This is a genomic window from Brevibacterium mcbrellneri ATCC 49030 (assembly GCF_000178455.1).
Taxonomy (GTDB): domain Bacteria; phylum Actinomycetota; class Actinomycetes; order Actinomycetales; family Brevibacteriaceae; genus Brevibacterium; species Brevibacterium mcbrellneri.
Genome location: NZ_ADNU01000018.1, coordinates 94,122 through 109,285 on the forward strand (window position 1 = coordinate 94,122; position 15,164 = coordinate 109,285).

The 15,164-nt window shown below is 61.8% G+C and carries 18 protein-coding genes; 6 read left to right on the forward strand and 12 right to left on the reverse strand.

The window, feature by feature from the left end; all coding sequences use genetic code 11:
* Positions 1 to 34: 34 nt before the first annotated feature.
* Positions 35 to 451 (forward strand): recombinase family protein, encoded by a 417-nt coding sequence (locus HMPREF0183_RS03110; protein WP_005882741.1) that lies wholly within the window; start codon positions 35 to 37, stop codon positions 449 to 451.
* Here the strand turns inward: HMPREF0183_RS03110 and HMPREF0183_RS03115 are convergent.
* Entirely contained in the window at positions 440 to 1,441 is a 1,002-nt protein-coding gene (locus tag HMPREF0183_RS03115) for an IS481 family transposase (protein WP_040347806.1), read from the reverse strand. The genes HMPREF0183_RS03110 and HMPREF0183_RS03115 overlap by 12 nt on opposite strands.
* Positions 1,438 to 2,613: a Cmx/CmrA family chloramphenicol efflux MFS transporter gene (locus HMPREF0183_RS03120; protein WP_005882743.1), complete on the reverse strand. Its 1,176-nt coding sequence runs from the start codon at positions 2,611 to 2,613 to the stop codon at positions 1,438 to 1,440. The genes HMPREF0183_RS03115 and HMPREF0183_RS03120 overlap by 4 nt, the downstream gene beginning before the upstream one ends.
* Before the next feature lie 181 nt (positions 2,614 to 2,794).
* On the opposite strand from HMPREF0183_RS03120, the gene HMPREF0183_RS03125 reads away from it, so the two are divergent.
* From HMPREF0183_RS03125 to mmsB, 3 genes are all read left to right on the forward strand, one after another.
* Positions 2,795 to 3,304 (forward strand): MFS transporter, encoded by a 510-nt coding sequence (locus HMPREF0183_RS03125; RefSeq protein ID WP_005882744.1) that lies wholly within the window; start codon positions 2,795 to 2,797, stop codon positions 3,302 to 3,304.
* A gap of 166 nt (positions 3,305 to 3,470) precedes the next feature.
* Positions 3,471 to 4,355 carry a LysR family transcriptional regulator gene (locus HMPREF0183_RS03130; RefSeq protein WP_005882745.1) on the forward strand — a complete coding sequence of 295 codons (885 nt, stop codon included), beginning with the start codon at positions 3,471 to 3,473 and terminating at the stop codon, positions 4,353 to 4,355.
* Between the two features lie 70 nt (positions 4,356 to 4,425).
* A complete protein-coding gene (gene mmsB, locus HMPREF0183_RS03135; protein ID WP_005882746.1) occupies positions 4,426 to 5,334 on the forward strand; it encodes a 3-hydroxyisobutyrate dehydrogenase in 909 nt (302 codons plus the stop codon).
* Between the two features lie 15 nt (positions 5,335 to 5,349).
* Here the strand turns inward: mmsB and HMPREF0183_RS03140 are convergent, their stop codons facing one another.
* From HMPREF0183_RS03140 to moaA, 5 genes are all read right to left on the reverse strand, one after another.
* The gene (locus HMPREF0183_RS03140; protein WP_005882747.1) at positions 5,350 to 6,066 is read right to left on the reverse strand and encodes a YggS family pyridoxal phosphate-dependent enzyme; all 717 of its coding nucleotides are present in this window, start codon (positions 6,064 to 6,066) and stop codon (positions 5,350 to 5,352) included.
* A complete protein-coding gene (locus HMPREF0183_RS03145; protein WP_005882748.1) occupies positions 6,063 to 7,340 on the reverse strand; it encodes a MalY/PatB family protein in 1,278 nt (425 codons plus the stop codon). Before HMPREF0183_RS03145 ends, HMPREF0183_RS03140 begins: the two co-directional genes overlap by 4 nt.
* Positions 7,337 to 8,182 carry a fumarylacetoacetate hydrolase family protein gene (locus HMPREF0183_RS03150; RefSeq protein ID WP_005882749.1) on the reverse strand — a complete coding sequence of 282 codons (846 nt, stop codon included), beginning with the start codon at positions 8,180 to 8,182 and terminating at the stop codon, positions 7,337 to 7,339. Before HMPREF0183_RS03150 ends, HMPREF0183_RS03145 begins: the two co-directional genes overlap by 4 nt.
* Positions 8,183 to 8,254: 72 nt before the next feature.
* Positions 8,255 to 8,548, reverse strand: coding sequence for a MoaD/ThiS family protein (locus HMPREF0183_RS03155; protein WP_245527092.1), 294 nt, complete (start codon positions 8,546 to 8,548; stop codon positions 8,255 to 8,257).
* A 1-nt stretch (position 8,549) separates the two neighbouring features.
* The gene (moaA, locus tag HMPREF0183_RS03160) at positions 8,550 to 9,692 is read right to left on the reverse strand and encodes a GTP 3',8-cyclase MoaA (protein ID WP_005882751.1); all 1,143 of its coding nucleotides are present in this window, start codon (positions 9,690 to 9,692) and stop codon (positions 8,550 to 8,552) included.
* A 39-nt stretch (positions 9,693 to 9,731) separates the two neighbouring features.
* On the opposite strand from moaA, the gene HMPREF0183_RS03165 reads away from it, so the two are divergent.
* Together HMPREF0183_RS03165 and HMPREF0183_RS03170 are read left to right on the forward strand one after the other, a co-directional pair.
* Positions 9,732 to 10,727 carry a molybdenum cofactor biosynthesis protein MoaE gene (locus HMPREF0183_RS03165; RefSeq protein WP_005882752.1) on the forward strand — a complete coding sequence of 332 codons (996 nt, stop codon included), beginning with the start codon at positions 9,732 to 9,734 and terminating at the stop codon, positions 10,725 to 10,727.
* A complete protein-coding gene (locus HMPREF0183_RS03170; protein ID WP_005882753.1) occupies positions 10,724 to 11,929 on the forward strand; it encodes a ThiF family adenylyltransferase in 1,206 nt (401 codons plus the stop codon). Before HMPREF0183_RS03165 ends, HMPREF0183_RS03170 begins: the two co-directional genes overlap by 4 nt.
* On the opposite strand, the gene HMPREF0183_RS03175 is transcribed toward HMPREF0183_RS03170, so the two are convergent.
* From HMPREF0183_RS03175 to moaC, 5 genes are read right to left on the reverse strand one after another with little or no spacing between them, the layout of a single operon-like run.
* A complete protein-coding gene (locus tag HMPREF0183_RS03175) occupies positions 11,926 to 12,585 on the reverse strand; it encodes an ATP-binding cassette domain-containing protein (protein ID WP_005882754.1) in 660 nt (219 codons plus the stop codon). The two genes, HMPREF0183_RS03170 and HMPREF0183_RS03175, sit on opposite strands and share 4 nt — an antisense overlap.
* Positions 12,582 to 13,397, reverse strand: a complete 816-nt coding sequence (locus HMPREF0183_RS03180; RefSeq protein WP_005882755.1) for an ABC transporter permease — start codon at positions 13,395 to 13,397, stop codon at positions 12,582 to 12,584. The genes HMPREF0183_RS03175 and HMPREF0183_RS03180 overlap by 4 nt, the downstream gene beginning before the upstream one ends.
* Positions 13,394 to 14,143, reverse strand: a complete 750-nt coding sequence (gene modA / locus HMPREF0183_RS03185) for a molybdate ABC transporter substrate-binding protein (protein WP_005882756.1) — start codon at positions 14,141 to 14,143, stop codon at positions 13,394 to 13,396. The genes HMPREF0183_RS03180 and modA overlap by 4 nt, the downstream gene beginning before the upstream one ends.
* A 39-nt stretch (positions 14,144 to 14,182) precedes the next feature.
* The gene (locus HMPREF0183_RS03190) at positions 14,183 to 14,584 is read right to left on the reverse strand and encodes a TOBE domain-containing protein (RefSeq protein ID WP_005882757.1); all 402 of its coding nucleotides are present in this window, start codon (positions 14,582 to 14,584) and stop codon (positions 14,183 to 14,185) included.
* Positions 14,577 to 15,125 carry a cyclic pyranopterin monophosphate synthase MoaC gene (gene moaC / locus HMPREF0183_RS03195; protein ID WP_005882758.1) on the reverse strand — a complete coding sequence of 183 codons (549 nt, stop codon included), beginning with the start codon at positions 15,123 to 15,125 and terminating at the stop codon, positions 14,577 to 14,579. Before moaC ends, HMPREF0183_RS03190 begins: the two co-directional genes overlap by 8 nt.
* Positions 15,126 to 15,164: the final 39 nt, after the last annotated feature.

Here is a 15,164-nt window from a genome sequence, read left to right on the forward strand (position 1 = left end):
ACCTCTCACACGAGTAGGAAGGTGGGGCCGAAGCATGGGCCACAACAAGCAAGAACAAACCACGGAGCCTTTGCGGGCAGTGGTGTACGTCAGGATCAGCGACGATCCCGAGGGTAGCGAGCGTGGCGTTGACCGGCAGGAGGTCGACTGTCGCGCTTACGCCGCTGCGCACGGGTGGGAAGTAGCGGCGGTGTTTCGTGAGAACGACACGTCAGCGTTCAAGCAGCGTACGATCACGTTGCCGTCGGGTGAGCGGGTGCGGCGAGTGATCCGGCCCCAGTTCCGCGCCATGCTCAAACACTTGGGCACTGGTGAGGCGCAGGTGATGGTCGCCTACGACCTGGATCGTGCGGTACGCGACCCGAGAGACTTGGAGGACTTGATCGACGCGAAAGTCCTCGGCGGGTTCACTGTCCGCTCGGTAACCGGCTCACTACGGTTAGATGTATGAGGCCAGGACGTTGTTGACGCGTAATGGTGTCGCGGATGCGGGCGGCTTCCCGTCATGCACACCGTGGGGCCGGTGGTAGTTGTAGTGCAGGTTCCAGGTTTCCAGCGCTTTCTCGCGCTGGTCTTCTGAGTTCCAGGTCCTTGCGTACAGGAACTCTTCAGCGAGGATGCGGTTGTAGCGTTCGACTTTCCCGTTGTGCTTGGGCGTGTAGGGCTTCGTACGGCGGTGCTCCGCGCCATTCAGAGCGGCGGCGAATGCCGCGGAGCGGTAGCAAGCGCCATTGTCGGTGATGATTCGCTCGATCCGGGTGATGCCGTGAGCGGCGAACCACACCCGGGCGCGGTTCAGGAACGAGACGGCGGTGGTGGCCCGTTCGTTCTCGAGCGATTCAGTGTATGCCAGGCGGGTGTGCCCGTCGATTGCGGAATGGAGGTAGGCGTACCCGGCGCGTGCCCCGCGGGTTCTCGCTCGGGCGGCGGCACGAGCCTCAGGGCTGCCTTTGCCATGAGCCCGCCAACCACCGCCGTTGGGGATGCGTCCGACTTTCTTGACGTCGAGATGCACCATGTGCCCGGGATGCTTTGCCGTGATCGTCTGCACTTGCCGGTTCGTCTCGCCGTTTGGGTCGATGAATCGACGGCGGTTCAGGCCGAGCTCGGCTAGGTGCCGAGTGACGGTGCGCCGACTGATCGCAACGCCATCTCCATGCAGTTCGAAGGTGATGCGGGATGCTGACCACTTGTGCTCGCGCCGTAGTTCCTCGATTCGCGCTAGCGTCTCGCCAGGTGTCGCGCTTGGCTGCCGGATTGGAGCAGATGAGCGGTCAAGCAGGCCGAGTTGACCGAACTTGCGGTACCGGGTTACCCACTTCGATGCGGTTGCGCGGGAGATGCCCATCTCTGCGGCGACATGCGCGAGGGGTCGAGAGCGGCAGCGCTCAATGAGTCGGCGACGGCCTTCGACTGTCAAGGGCGAGTTAGCGTGCGTCACTTGACCACTTCGCTCTCGGCGGGCGCGATCAGCCGGAGAAGGGGAATGGTGAGCAGCAATGCCGCTGCGGTCGTGGTGACGGCCACCCAAACGGGCCCGAGCGCACCGGGTATCACGCCGAGCGCGGCAGCGGCAAGTATGGGACCGACTGCTGCGCCGACGTTGAGTGCCGCGGTCGCGTACGAACCCGCCATGGTGGGTGCACCCGCCGCCGCATAGAGCACTCGCGTAATCAGCGTGCTGCCGACAGCGAACCCCAACACACCCTGAGCGAAAACGAGCCCGAGCAGGGCAACGGGGTTCGTCGCGAAGAGCGCCAAGGCGACCCAGCCGAGTACAAGGACGCTTCCACCGCCCATGATGACGACGCGAGGTCGGGCGTCAGCGAGCCGTCCCGCAACGGTGACGCCGATGAAGGAACCGACGCCGAAGAGCACAAGCGCCACCGACACCCACCACTGGCTCAGGTCGGCGGTTCCCGTAACGATCGGCGCAAGGAAGGTCAGCGTTGCGAAGGTGCCGGCATTCACCAGGGCAGCCAGCATCATCGTCAGAACGAGGCGCGGAGAGGCAAGCTGCGCCAACTCCATCCGCAGCGAGGACGAATCCTTCTCGGACGTGTCGCCAGCTTGAGTGGTGAAGCCCGCGGCAATGCCGATCGCAGCGGGGACGCAGAGGAGAGCGATCGCCCAGAACGTCGACTGCCAGCCAAGGGCCGTACCAAGTACGGCACCCGCGGGGACGCCGGCGACGGTTGCGACGGTGGTGCCCGCCAGCAGAATCGATACGGCCCGACCTTTGGCGTTGGGTGCCACGAGTTTCGTCGCCGCGCCCAGTGCGACCGCCAAGAAGCCTGCGTTGACAATCGCGGCGATCACGCGCGTGATGAACAGAACAGTGAAGTCGGGCGTCAGCGCCCCGACGACATGAGCCGCCGCGAATACAGTCACGCAACCCAAGAGTGTCGATTTCACGGGGAGGCGACGAGTGAGGGCGGCCATCGCAGGTGCGCCGATCACCATGCCCGCGGCGAATGCCGATGTCAGGAGACCAGCTGTCCCCACGGGAACGCCGAAGTATGTGGAAATGTCGGGCACGAGGCCGGCGAGCATGAACTCGGAAGTACCCATGGCGAAGACCACCAGGGCAAGAAGATAGAGAGCGAAAGGCATCGAGGTAGCTCCGAAGCGAGAGTGCGAACAAGAGAACGTCTCGTCACTACGGTCAGCGCCCAGAGGACACCCGAATGTCGTGCTGCACACAGCACAGGGCAGCAGAGAGCTGAGGGCTCAGCGAAGGTGAGGGGCTGACGGCGTGACCGAAAGCCCCTGAGTGTCCGATTCAGGGCTCGACATGCGTCCCAATCTACCCGTCTGTGCCGCTACCCCCAAGAAACGTCAACAACCTCATGGCCAGCAACACCTAGCTGACATCTTTGGCCGTAAACCTCCGTACTTCATCGGGATCGTGTTGACGGCAACTTGGGGCTTTTTCGCCTTCCCACTGTATGACACTGGGCAGCCACTCAACATCTTCATTGCCCTGGTGATCGGCCTGTTGTTCCACGCTCTGATGTACTCGGGCCAGCCTGCAATCATGGCGGAAATGTTCCCCACCCGCATGCGCAACTCAGGTGTGTCCACGGGCTATCAGGTCACGTCGATTGTTGCGGGATCCTTCGCCCCCATCATTGCGACGTTCCTGTTGCGCGAATTTGAATCGTCCGTACCTATTGCGGTTTATCTGCTTATCGCCTGTGCAATCTCCATCGTGGCGTTGGTATTCACACGTGAAACCCGAGGTGTCGACTTTGCTGAGATTGACGCCGCAGACCGGGAAAACCGTGAGGTGCGAATCGGATGACCGGTAGCCGACCTCAACGGATCGGCACATTCGATTGACGGGGGTTGGGTCGCACAGTAGTCGGCACGTAAACATGCGCCCAGCAGGCGGCAAGGCACGTACGTCATACACGCGGAAGGCACTTGCTAGGCCACAGTTCGAGCCACCGTGCCGATAAACTTTGGGCATGATCAGCGCTCGCAGTCGGATTGCTCCCGACGACCTTCTCACCCTGTTGACTGTGGCCCGTTTGGGCAAGTACACGGCTGCTGCTCAAGTGCTGGGAGTGAATCACACCACCGTGTCTCGGCGCATTGCGGCGCTGGAAAAATCGGTTGGCGAGCCTGTGTTGGCAAGTTCGCCTGACGGGTGGGAAGTCACCCAGGCGGGGGAGCAGTTGATTTCCGCGGCCGAGGCCGTTGAGACCGCCCTGGAAGAGGCCGGCAAAGTGCGTGGAATGTCGGGGGTGAGCGGTGTTGTTCGGATCGCTGCCCCGGAAGGGTTCGTGGATTATGGGGGCTTTGATCGAATCATGGCCCTGCAGAAGGCGTATCCGGATGTGCAGATCGACTTGGTGACGGCCACGCAACGAGCCAGTAAGTACAGGTCGGGTGTTGATATTGAGATTGTGGTGGGAGAACCGTCTGCGCCTCACTCGCAGTTACAACGGATGGGCAATTATTCGTTGGGGCTATACGTCTCCCAGGAATATGCGCGTGAGCGAGGAGTCCCTGAAACGATCGAGGACTTAAGCCAGCACCGGTTTGTGTTTTATCCGGAGCACTCCTTGGGTGTTGAGGGGCTCGAAGGGGCACCGGCGGAATTTCCACGACCGGCCGGGTTCTTCCGGTCGAATTCGGTGCGGCTGCACGTGGCCGCCACCCGAGCTGGAATCGGTGTGGGTCTGCTCCCGGACTTCGCATCTCAGGGTCTGGTGCGGGTCGTTTCCGAGTTTTCCGCGCCTATGGAATATTGGGCGGTTGTGCGGAATGAATCGGCGCGGCGCCAGGTGGTCGTCGAGGTGGTTCGTGCACTTGCGCACACACGTAGTGCGCAAGTTCCGCCGGCCTGATAAGTCCCAGGGTGTGACCTACGGCATAAGGTAGTCGTCAAAAGAAGAAAGTCACTGCAAGGAGGCAATCATGGCAGTAATCGGATGGATCGGTCTGGGGCGCATGGGTGGTCCTATGACCAAAAACTTAATCGCTGCAGGTCACACGGTAAACGGGTTCGATGTTGTCCCAGCTGCGGTTGAAGCGGCTGCTGGTCACGGTGTTGTGGCCAAGAGTTCAATCGCAGAAGCCGTTGAAGGCGCAGATATTGTTTTTTCGATGTTGCCCAAGGGTGAACACGCCAAGACCGTGTACCTAGGTGAGGGCGGCGTTTTTGACAACGCGTCAACATCGACGTTGCTCGTTGACTCGTCCACGATCGACTTCGACACTGCGACCGAACTGCACCAAGCCGCACGTGACCGTGGCTTCAAGTTCGTCGACGGACCAGTGTCCGGTGGCGTTTCGGGTGCGGCTGCCGGAACTCTGACGTTCATGCTCGGTGGGGATGACGTCGACGTTGAAAACGCTAAGACCTTCATTGAACCGATGGCCGGAAACATCTTCCACGCAGGCGGTGAAGGCGCTGGTCAGGCAGCCAAGATTGTAAATAACATGCTTTTGGCAATCAGCCTACAAGGTGTTGTCGAAGGTGCCGTTCTGGCGCAGCGCTTTGGTCTTAAGCCAGAAGTGTTCTACGACATTGCAAAGGTTTCATCGGGTGACTCCTGGCCACTGCGCACCTGGTACCCAGTGCCGGGCGTGGTCGACACGGCCGCTGCAAACAACAACTTCGAGGCCGGGTTCTCCACCATGCTCATGCACAAGGACGTGGGCTTGGCGCTCGACGGTGCGAAGACCCAGGGCGTCACCTTGTCAGCAGCTGAACTGGTCTACAGCCGACTCCAGCAGCTCATTGACGACGGAAACGGCGACCTCGACTGCTCCGCGATTATCGGGCTGGTCGACGAGAACGCTGAAGGCCTGCCCCAGGACTAAACCGTGTGCGCGGGCTTAGGCCCGCGCACCAAAAACACTCGAGCCAATCCGCACCATGGTGGCGCCTTCGGCAATCGCAAGCTCGAAGTCGTTGCTCATGCCCATGGACAGTTCGGTCGCGTGTTCTGGTAGAAGCCCGGAATCAAGGTGGGTGTCGCGGAGGTTCCGAAGGTCGGCATACGACGGACGCACCTCGGCCTCGGTTGACCCTGGTAGCCCAATCGTCATGAGCCCGCGCAACCGAATCCGCTCTAACGGCGCAATCTCCGTGAGCAATTCGCCCAGCTGCTCCGGCGCCACCCCTGATTTGGTGTCCTCACGACTGGTGTTGACCTGCACAAACGCCTCGACGGTCTGGTCTAAAAGCTCCAAACGGTTGTGAATCTTGGTGGCGAGCTTCATCGAATCGATCGACTGAATACACGACGCTTGACCCAGCGTGTGGTTGACCTTGTTGCGCTGTAACGGGCCAATGAGGTGCGTTTCGTGCGGGATATCCGCCAGATCATCGAACTTCTCGTTGAGTTCCTGCACCCGGTTCTCACCAATCAACGTGAACCCGTGCTCCAACGCAACCCGGATTTTGCTCGCCGGCTGCGTTTTCGTGGCCAGCAGGATCTGCACGCGGTCGACGTGTTTCGACGCTTCACTCGCCGCCCGCACACGCTCTGCCACATCGTCTAGTTTGCTCCGAATCTGCTCAGCTTCGTGGGCACTTACCGGCTCACTCACGCGGACCCCTCCCCAGCGTCCCCAGCCTGACCGGCCTCGGAACCGTCTGCCACCTCGGCCACGGAACCAACCGGCGCAACTGGGGTGCCGGCGACAGCCGCGCCCAGTCGCTCCACAATCTCTTCCAGGATTGGAAGCGACGTCCCCATGTTGAGTCGGATGAAGCCTCGGCCAGCTTCTCCACACAACGCCCCGTCAATGATGGACACGCGCGCCCGGTCCACAAAGAACGACGTCAGGTCATCGCCCAGGTCGTAGGCACTCAGGTCAATCCAGGCCAGATACGTCCCCTCTGGTGGTTCGTACACGGCCTGTGGCAGGTGGCGTTCCAAAAGGCCGGGCAGTGCGTCGCGGTTGCGTTCTAAGTACGCCGAGGTGTCCGCCAGCCAGTCTCGCGAGTCACGGTAGGCGGCCACGGCTGCCAGCAGCCCGGGGTTGGCCGCCGATTTTCCGGTGAACATGCCGTGCGTGGCCCATATGGCGAAATCGGCTTCGTTGGAGAAGATGATCTGCGCGCATTTGAGCCCGGGGGTGTTGAAGCTCTTGGAGTGCGAGGTGACCGTGACGGTGTGGTTCGCGGCTGCCTCGTTGATGGACGCATAGGGCACGTGGGTGTGGCCGGTGAAGGTCAGTGGCGCGTGGATTTCATCGGAGAACACACGGGCCCCGTGTTTTTCAACAATGCGGGACAGTTCTTCCAGCTCACCACGGGTGTACACGCGACCAATGGGGTTGTGCGGGTTGCACAGCACAAGTAGGCCACCGGACCCGCCGTCGGCACCGGCGGTGGACAGTGCGCGGTCGATCGCCTCGAAGTCCATGGTCCACGTGGGCTTAGCGTCGCCAGACCCGGATTCATTCCGCAACATGGGAACTTCGACGATTTCGCGACCATGAATCTTAGGCATGGTCAAGAACGGCATGTACGCAGGAGTGGGTAGCACCAGTTTGGCGCCCGGTTCGGTGTAGAAGCTCAGCACCGCTTGCATACCGGTGAGCACGTCTGACACGGGCGAGACCCATTCGGGATTGACGTCCCAGCCGTAGGTGTCGTTGTAGAACTGTGCGGTCGCCTGTGCCATGTCGCGCATGAGCGCAGGTGTGGAGTAGCCGTACAGGTCGCTGGCATCCAACTGTTCAAGAGTGGCGCGGATTGCTGGCGCTACCCCAAAGTCCATTTCTGCCGTCCAGGCGCCAATCGTGCCGGGGTAGGCAGACCATTTGAAGCTTCCCTTTTCAATCAGGGAGTCAATTGTGATGTCGTCGTAGCTCATGGGGCCATTATGCCAATCTGTGTGCGTTGTGTACCTAGTCCTTCGATCGCTACCTCGACGACATCGCCACTTTCCAGGTAGGGGTACTGCCCGGACATGGCGACACCTTGAGGCGTTCCGGTCGCGATCACGTACCCGGGTTCCAGTCGCATGTACTGCGACAGGTCGTACACCAGGTGAAACACGTCAAAAACCATGTCAGCCGTGGACGAGTCCTGCCGAGGCTCCCCGTTCACATGACTGGTCAGGCGGGCGTTCGTGGGGTCGAACACGTCGGCGCTCACCGCGACCGGCCCCAGCGGTAGCGCCCCGGGGAAGCACTTGCCTTTGGACCATTGCCCGCCGGATTCCTGGGTTTGAAACACCCGTTCGGACAGGTCGTTGGCAACCGTGTACGCGGCAATGTGCTCCCGCGCCTGTTCGGGGGAGTCAAGGTTGTGGGCGGCCCGGCCAATGATCACGGCAAGTTCAACTTCCCAGTCCAGTTGAGAAAATCGCCGAGGTGGTTCCAACTCATCGTAGGGGCCGGCGACCGTGTTGGGGGTTTTGAGGAAAACCACGGGGTGGGTTGGTGTGGGGAGGTTCGCTTCGGCGGCGTGGGCGGCGTAGTTGGTGCCGATGCAGATGATCGCGCCCGGCTGGGCTACGGGGGCTCCGATCCGCCTGGCGTCAATGTTGATTTCTTGACAGTCTTTGACTTGGGCCGTGGTCAGGGTGTTCATCCCGTGCGCCCAGAACTCAGCGTTGAAGTCGCCGGTGAGAGGCCGCACATCGTAGTGGCGGCCGTTGAGCCTCACTACAGGGATTTCCTGGCCACGCGGGCCAACACGCATGAGTTCCATGAGTTCTCCTTCACGAGTACGGGGTGGGGTAGAGGCATCAGGGCGTCGATCGCCGGCGGGCACGGCGGGTGCTCAGCCGCCCGCAAACGGGGGTAGAACATCGACGCGGTTCCCAGGCGCCACGGTGCTGTCGGTCAACGCGACACCGTCAACCAGGAACGAACATTGCGGCAGAACTCGTGACAGTGGCGGTTCGCCGGCGGGCACCTCGGGGTGAAGGGAGACGAGCAGTTCAATGAACTGTTCACGGGTTGCGCCGCTACTCAACTGACCATCCAGAATAACGTCTTCCTGTTCGACGCCAGTTGCGGCCCGGGCGGCGGCGAAGTAGCGAACTGACACCTGATTTTGGGCACCTTCACTCATGTCATCCTCCAATCGCGCTCATGGACCTGTTGGGCTGTTCGTATGCGTCCGAATCTAGGCCAGCCTCACCCATTCCGTGAGCCTTGGGTTTGAGCCACATGGCTTGCCGCCACGCTTGCGCAATCTGGTCGTCGCTGGCCCCGGAGCGCAGTAGCGCAGCCAGGTCGAACTCTTCGTGGGAAAACAGGCACGACCGGATCTTGCCTTCGGCCGTGATGCGCGTGCGCGTGCAGGCTGAGCAGAACGGACGAGTCACCGACGCGATGATCCCCACCTGCCCGGCAACTCCACAGGAGTCCACCAGGTCAAAGAGTTCCGCAGGTGCGCTCCCGCGCCCCGCCCGAGGTTGTAGCTCCCACCGCTGTTGTAGCTGGGTGGCGATGTCGTGGGCGGTGACCATGTTCTGGCGGGTCCATCCGTGGTCGGCGTCGAGCGGCATCTGTTCAATGAACCGCACCGTGATTCCGTGGTCGATTCCAAACTGGGCGAGGTCTACGGCCTGGTGGTCGTTGACTCCTCGCATGAGCACGCTGTTGATTTTCACCCCAAATGGAGCGCTATCCCCGGCGGTTTGGTCGCGGAGGCGCAGGGCCGCGTTGAGCCCATCCATGACTTCGGAGAACTTGGTACGCCGGGACAGTTGCGCGAACGTCGCGGGGTCAACGGTGTCCAGCGAAACGTTAATGCGGTTCAGGCCGGCTTGGTGAAGCGTGGGTAGGTGTTTCTCAAGACTAATAGCGTTGGTGGTCATAGCGATCGGCAGGTCCGGGTGGTTGCCACGAATACTCGCAACTATGTGCTCCAAATCTCGACGCAACAGCGGTTCTCCGCCGGTGAGCCGAAGCTCACGCACCCCCAGAACGTCTACTGCGACACGGACAAGCCGAACCACCTCGGCGGCGGTGAGGACAGCTTCCTTGGGCAGGAACGTCATTCCGGACGCAGGCATACAGTACGTACAGCGCAGATTGCACAGATCCGTGAGCGAAACCCGCAGGTCAGTGCCTGTGCGCCCGAAGGTGTCGGCCAGTGGGCCCGAGGTGGGGGCGTCGTGCGCCCGTCGCTCCAGCGTGTCCCGGGTGTGCGAGGCGCGGTCGGCGACACTTTCTGTGCGGATCGACGGCATTCCCAGTGACACGTTCATCTCACTAGGGTATCGGCGAGCGCAGGTAGTGTTAAGCGCATGAGGAAAAATGACGCTGCGTATGTTCTGGTGGTGTCGAGTTCAGTTGCTCGCGGTGACGCGACTGATACCACGGGGCCCGAACTCATCGAATGGTTGCGCGGGCTTGGCTTTGCGACTCCTGACCCGGTGCGTGTGAGCGACGGGCACGCGGTTGCCGATGCGCTTGAGCGGATCCTGCGTGACGCGCCTGCCGTGGTGATCACGACGGGTGGAACCGGGCTGACCCCGGACGATGTGACACCTGAGATGACGGCCCGTTTTGTTGAGCGCCGGGTTCCTGGGATTGAGCAGGCGTTGATCGCGCAGGGTCTGGAGCACACTCCTCATGCTGCTTTGAGTCGAGGAATCGCCGGGGTCGCGGGGTCGACGCTGGTGATCAACCTTCCGGGTTCGCGGTCGGCTGTTCGCGACGCCATGGTGACGCTTGCGCCTCTGGTGCCGCACGCGTGTGAGCAGATTGCGGATGTGCGCACCCACGGCCGAGGTGTCGACGAGGCCGCGTTGGACGCGCCTGCCCAGCCGGAGGCTTCCGGGGGCGCGCCCGCCGAGCTGGCAGACCAGCCGGCAACCACCTCGGCGGTGGTGGCAACCCGTATCACCCGGGACCCGTGCCTGACCGACGCGGCCAGCACGGTCGTCACCCCAGAGTGTGGGGCGGTCGTGGAGTTCAGCGGAGTCATCCGCAACCACGACTCCGGCCGAGGTGGCGTCGTGGGCCTGGACTACACGTGCCACCCGGATGCGGAGGAAATGCTCGCGCAGGTGGTGGGCGAGGTTGCCCAAGCGCACCCGGGGACTCGGGTTTTGTGCGAACATCGGGTGGGATCGTTGCAGGTGGGCGACGTGGCGATCGTGGTTGCGGTGGCTGCGGCGCACCGGAAGGCCGCGTTCGACTGCTGCGAAGACGTTGTCAACCAGGTCAAGGCGCGTGTGCCCATTTGGAAGCAGCAGCACTACGACACCGGCGGACACGACTGGGTGGGCCTGCAGTGACAGAAGGCGTGACGCATGGTCTGGGAGGTTCACGTGGCTTGGGCGATGACCGGGGCCAGGCCCGTGTGAGCGGGCGCTATGTGCGGCAGCTCAACGTTGTGGGCCTGACCGGGCAACAGGCTCTAGCGCGGGCTCGGGTGCTGGTCGTCGGTGCTGGTGGCTTGGGCTCCCCGGCGGCGATTTACCTGGCCAGCGCGGGTGTGGGCACGTTGGGGCTCATCGATGACGACATTGTTGAGACGTCGAATCTTCACCGCCAACCGCTCCACATGACTGAGTCGGTGGGGGAGCCCAAGGTCGAATCGGCGGCTGCGCATTTAACGGCCCTGAACCCAGACGTCCACGTGGTGACGCACCGTGAACGGCTCACCGCGGACAACGCCCGTCAGCTTTTGCGTGATTATGACGTGGTCCTGGACGGGGCTGATAATTTTGCCACTCGTTATGTTGTCTCGGATGCCTGCCGGGACGTAGGGGTTCCGCACGTGTGGGCGGCCGTGTTGACAACCGGTGGGCAAATGTCCGTGTTCATGCCCCACGGCCCCACGTACCGCGACCTGTATCCAGTTGCGCCAAGTGACGTTCCCACGTGCGCCGAGGCTGGTGTTCTGGGAGTTGTTCCCGGCCAGTTGGGGGTGGCCCAAGCGGCTGAAGCCCTCAAACTCATCACCGGCCTTGGCCAACCTTTGGTGGGGCAGGTGGGGGTCTATGACATGCTCACCGGCATGTGGGAATATGTGCCGTTGGTGGGCTCCGGTGGGGCGCCGCAGCCTGAGACTGGCTCAACGCGTCAGTCTGAAACCCACTCAGTGGGCGTGGAGGAGCCTGGCTGGTTTGAGCCCGCCGAGGTGGTTCCTGCGGAAATTCCCGCAGGCGCCTTTGTTCTGGACGTGCGGGAAGAATCCGAGTTCGATTCGGGGCATGCACCCGGTGCTCGCCTGTTGCCGTTGTCAACGATCATGGATAACCCGGAAGGGTCGGCGCGCGCACTTGCGCTTGAGGTTGAACACACACCAGATCCGCACGTTTATGTCATGTGTCAGGCCGGTGTGCGCTCGCAGTATGCGATCCAAATGTTTCACTCTCAACCGAGCGTGCAGCACGTCCGCCTCACCAACGTGATCGGCGGTATGTACGGGTGGATGGGGGCCGGGCTACCGGTTGTGCAACCCGCTCCGGGTGAAAACGAAACCGGGAACTAGCCCACGAGCTCGGTGGCGAGACCGCGGGGCTGGGCAGCGACCTCGGCCCTGGTACCCACCTGAACAACGTGCCCATCCCCAAGAACCACGATGTGATCTGCGAGTTCAATATCGGCCCGGTCGTGAGTAATGAGAAGCACGGGAGTGCTGAGCGAGCGCAGGTGCGTGCGAAGCTCGGTACGTGCAGGCGCGTCCAAAGCCACGAAGGGTTCATCCAACAACAGCAGTTCCGGCCGTGGAGCAAGTGCGCGGGCCAGGGCAACTCGGGCTGCTTGCCCGCCAGACAGGGTGCTGGGCATGCGTGCGCGCAGGTCGTCTACGTGAAAACGTTTCAGTTCTTCAACCGCGCGTGCCTTCTCACCTCGGGGTAGACCAAAAGCCACGTTCGCCTCCACGTTCATGTGGGGAAACACGTGTGGGTCTTGCATGACATAGCCGATCCTGCGTTTATGAGCCGGAACAGCAGGGGAAGTGAACTCTCGCTGCCCTACCTGCACGGTGGCGCCACGTACCGAAAGCAGACCGGCGATGACATCGAACGTGGTGGACTTACCCGCCCCATTAGGGCCAATCACAGCAGTGACACCCGTAAGCGGGACCTCAACGTCAATGTCCACCCCCCGCTGGGGCAACGAAAACGCAACATGCAGGGTCACTGGCGGCCACCTCGGGACGTTTTACGGTACATGGTAGCCACCACAACGAACGCCACAACCATGAGAACCACGGATACCGCTACCGCCCCTGGCGTGTCACCGGAATCAGACAGCAGATACACCTCAAGCGGAAGCGTGCGCGTCACCCCCTGGAGCGAACCCGCAAATGTCACGGTCGCCCCAAACTCACCCAGAGCGCGCGCAAAAGCCAACACCGCACCAGAAATGAGCGCGGGCCGGATCAGAGGCACAACAATGCGAAACAGCGTGCGGGTAGGGCCAGCGCCCAATGTCGTCGCGACTCTGGCGAACCCAGGGTCCAGCGAGGTGAGCGCACCTTCAACCGTGAGCACCACAAACGGCATCGCCACGAACGTTTGGGCCACAACCACCGCAACCGTTGTGAACGCGATCGACACACCTGCCGCTTCCAAAGAAGATCCGACGAGCCCCGCACGCCCAAAAGTTGCAAGAAGCGCAATCCCTCCCACAACAGGCGGAAGAACCAAAGGCAAAAGCACCACCGTGCGCAACAACCGCACACCCGGAAACTCGCGGACCGTCAACAACGCCAAAGGAATGCCCAGAAGAACCGACAACAAGGTTGCACACGTGGCTGTAATGAGCGACAGCCATAAAGCCTGTAGCGCAGACGGGGCCGTGATCAGCGAGAAAAACTCCGGCCAATCAGCCCGAACCACCAACCCCACAATGGGAAACGCCACGAAACTCGCCGCCACAACAGCCGGCACCCACATCCACCGAGGAAACGGTGTTGCAGACTGTGATGTCACATCAGCGTCTGGTTTCACGGCTGCCCAAAACCGTTCGCGTGAAGCACCTGCTGAGCACGATCAGACAAAACAAACTCAACGAACTGCGCAGCGCTCGCAGTCTTCTTACCGTGGGAGGTGACGGCGATGGGGTAACGGTTGACGACCTCGGCGGCCTGCGGAAAATCCACCGCCTCCACCTTGTCTGACGCGCGGGCGTCAGTCACGTACACCAGCCCCGCATCAACCTGACCAGACTCCACTTTTGTGAGCACGGCCGTCACCTTGGACTCTTCCGTTGCCGGGGCCAAAGACACGCCAGCAACATCAAGCACCTGCTTGGTGGCATGCCCACACGGAACGGCGGGGGCACACACGGCAACCTTGACGCCCGGCCGTGTAAGCGTCTCCAGGCTCGCGATGTTCGCAGGGTTGCCTTCAGGCACGGCGATCGTGAGCGTGTTCGAAGCGAAAATGCGCGGCTCCTGAACAAGCCCGGCTTGGGAAGCTGTGTCCATGGTGGGCTCATCGGCGGAAGCGAAAACCTGGGCCGGAGCGCCGGACTTCATCTGCTCAACCAACCCAGACGAACCAGCAAAGCTGAAGGTCACATCGGTGCCGGTTTCCTCTTCGAAATCCTTCCCGATTTCTTCAAACGACTTCTTCAACGAAGCTGCAGCGAAAACCGTGAGGGAAGATCCTGGATCTGCCTTATCGCATGAAGTGAGCGCACAACACGTCAGTGTGAGGGCGATCGCTACTGCACGTGGCTTCATCATGGTCATGCTCCCGATGGTACGACGCCGATGGGTCCAAACAAGACCTTAAATCCGTTCCAGTGCAATCGCTTGTGCCAGGGCGCTGGCGATCACAGCGTTCCCCGGGGTTAGTTGCATCCGATCAATCTCGTCGGTGCCCACCAAGGAAAAAATCCGGTGCGGGCCGGCCTGTATTTCGACCAACGACATGACATCACCGCGCTTCACGTCGGTGACAATGCCATAAAACCGGTTCGACACGCTCGTGGACACGTGACGCGGGTCTTCGGGCAGGGCCGTGATTTTGCGGGCGTGGCGAGCCAGCTCCACCCCGTCGACAACCGTGCGACCCGCTGAGTCAGTGCGGTGGGTGAGCGCGCCGGCTGCGATCCAGCGCCGTACCGTGTCGGTACTCACGTCGAGGAAGCGGGCAGCTTCGGAAACGCGGTACATAGGTGTGTCAGTCATCTGAATCCTGGGGTAGTGATGGGTGGGTGTGCCCGAGGTGGTTCGCGGCTTCACGGGACCAGTCGCCCGATTTACCACCGGACTTCGCATCAACCTTGATGTCCGTGAGAACCGCGTGCTTGTCAACGGCTTTGATCATGTCGTAGATGGTGAGCGCGGTCAGCGAAACAGCCGTAAGCGCCTCCATTTCGACGCCCGTTTTGCCCGAAGTCTTCACCACGGCCTGAATGTGTACACGGTCGTGCTCAAGGCTGAACGTCACGTCGATACCCGAAAGATCCAGCGGATGGCACAGCGGAATGAGGTCCCACGTGCGTTTTGCCCCCATGATTCCAGCAATGCGAGCAATGGGCAGGGCTTCTCCTTTAGGCAGGTTTCCTGACGCAATCAGCTCCATGACCTCGGGCGTGGTGATCACCGTGCCACTTGCTACGGCCCGGCGGGCTGTCACGGGTTTGCCGCCCACGTCTACCATGCGCGCGGCCCCGGATTCGTCCACGTGGGACAACTGGGGTGCGCTGCGCTTCGAACTCCCTGTCATGAGGCACACGCTAGCAGGTTCCAGTGCCTGCAAACCCCG

Excerpts from the sequence above, each read along its gene's own strand:
- HMPREF0183_RS03110 (WP_005882741.1), top strand. The coding sequence starts at position 35 with ATGGGCCACAACAAGCAAGAACAAACCACGGAGCCTTTGCGGGCAGTG.
- HMPREF0183_RS03120 (WP_005882743.1), bottom strand. The coding sequence starts at position 2,613 with ATGCCTTTCGCTCTCTATCTTCTTGCCCTGGTGGTCTTCGCCATGGGT.
- HMPREF0183_RS03125 (WP_005882744.1), top strand. The coding sequence starts at position 2,795 with ATGCGTCCCAATCTACCCGTCTGTGCCGCTACCCCCAAGAAACGTCAA.
- HMPREF0183_RS03130 (WP_005882745.1), top strand. The coding sequence starts at position 3,471 with ATGATCAGCGCTCGCAGTCGGATTGCTCCCGACGACCTTCTCACCCTG.
- mmsB (WP_005882746.1), top strand. The coding sequence starts at position 4,426 with ATGGCAGTAATCGGATGGATCGGTCTGGGGCGCATGGGTGGTCCTATG.
- HMPREF0183_RS03145 (WP_005882748.1), bottom strand. The coding sequence starts at position 7,340 with ATGAGCTACGACGACATCACAATTGACTCCCTGATTGAAAAGGGAAGC.
- HMPREF0183_RS03150 (WP_005882749.1), bottom strand. The coding sequence starts at position 8,182 with ATGGAACTCATGCGTGTTGGCCCGCGTGGCCAGGAAATCCCTGTAGTG.
- HMPREF0183_RS03155 (WP_245527092.1), bottom strand. The coding sequence starts at position 8,548 with ATGAGTGAAGGTGCCCAAAATCAGGTGTCAGTTCGCTACTTCGCCGCC.
- moaA (WP_005882751.1), bottom strand. The coding sequence starts at position 9,692 with ATGAACGTGTCACTGGGAATGCCGTCGATCCGCACAGAAAGTGTCGCC.
- HMPREF0183_RS03165 (WP_005882752.1), top strand. The coding sequence starts at position 9,732 with ATGAGGAAAAATGACGCTGCGTATGTTCTGGTGGTGTCGAGTTCAGTT.
- modA (WP_005882756.1), bottom strand. The coding sequence starts at position 14,143 with ATGACCATGATGAAGCCACGTGCAGTAGCGATCGCCCTCACACTGACG.
- HMPREF0183_RS03190 (WP_005882757.1), bottom strand. The coding sequence starts at position 14,584 with ATGACTGACACACCTATGTACCGCGTTTCCGAAGCTGCCCGCTTCCTC.
- moaC (WP_005882758.1), bottom strand. The coding sequence starts at position 15,125 with ATGACAGGGAGTTCGAAGCGCAGCGCACCCCAGTTGTCCCACGTGGAC.